The organism is Burkholderia sp. AU16482, assembly GCF_002223285.1.
GTDB classification, from domain to species: domain Bacteria; phylum Pseudomonadota; class Gammaproteobacteria; order Burkholderiales; family Burkholderiaceae; genus Burkholderia; species Burkholderia semiarida.
In genome coordinates, this window is record NZ_NKEY01000030.1 from 1 (window position 1) to 1,284 (window position 1,284).

At 67.4% G+C, this 1,284-nt stretch carries 1 protein-coding gene; it reads left to right on the plus strand.

The features are described 5' to 3' along the window. On the plus strand, positions 1-1,284 hold a 1,284-nt coding region (locus tag CFB35_RS33990), incomplete at both ends, for an acetate--CoA ligase (RefSeq protein WP_143328789.1).

The window sequence follows — 1,284 nt, forward strand, 5'->3', positions numbered from 1 at the left end:
CGCACCGGCGGCAAGATCGACTGGCACGCGGGCCGCGACCTGTGGATGCACGAGCTGACCGACGGCGAATCCGACCGCTGCGAGCCGACCTGGGTCGGCGCCGAGCATCCGCTGTTCATCCTGTATACGTCGGGCTCGACCGGCAAGCCGAAGGGCGTGCAGCACAGCACGGGCGGCTACCTGCTGTGGGCCGCGCAGACGATGAAGTGGACCTTCGACTGGAAACCCGACGACGTGTTCTGGTGCACGGCCGACATCGGCTGGGTCACGGGCCATACGTACATCACGTACGGGCCGCTCGCGTGCGGCGGCACGCAGGTCGTGTTCGAGGGCGTGCCGACGTATCCGGACGCCGGGCGCTTCTGGAAGATGATCGGCGACCACAAGGTGACCGTGTTCTACACCGCGCCGACCGCGATCCGTTCGCTGATCAAGGCGGCCGAAGCCGACGACAAGGTTCATCCGAAGAGCTATGACCTATCGAGCCTGCGCATCATCGGCACGGTCGGCGAGCCGATCAATCCGGAAGCGTGGATGTGGTACCACAAGCACGTCGGCCACGAGCGCTGCCCGATCGTCGATACGTGGTGGCAGACCGAAACCGGCGGCCACATGATCACGCCGCTGCCGGGCGCGACGCCGACCGTGCCGGGTTCGTGCACGCTGCCGTTGCCGGGCATCATGGCCGCGGTGGTCGACGAGACGGGCCAGGACGTGCCGAACGGGCAAGGCGGGATTCTGGTCGTCAAGCGCCCGTGGCCCGCGATGATCCGCACGATCTGGGGCGATCCGGAGCGCTTCAAGAAGAGTTATTACCCGGAAGAACTCGGCGGCACGCTCTATCTGGCTGGCGACGGCACCGTGCGCGACAAGGAGACCGGCTACTTCACGATCATGGGCCGGATCGACGACGTGCTGAACGTGTCGGGCCACCGGCTGGGCACGATGGAGATCGAATCGGCGCTGGTGTCGCATGAACTCGTGGCGGAGGCGGCGGTGGTCGGCCGCCCGGACGACACGACGGGCGAGGCGGTCGTGGCGTTCGTGGTGTTGAAGCGTTCGCGCCCGGAAGGCGACGAAGCGGCGGCGCTCGCGAAGGCGCTGCGCGACTGGGTCGGCAAGCAGATCGGGCCGATCGCGAAGCCGAAGGACATCCGCTTCGGCGACAACCTGCCGAAGACGCGCTCGGGCAAGATCATGCGGCGCCTCTTGCGCTCGCTCGCGAAGGGCGAGGCGATCACGCAGGATACGTCCACGCTCGAGAATCCGGCCATCCTCGAGCAG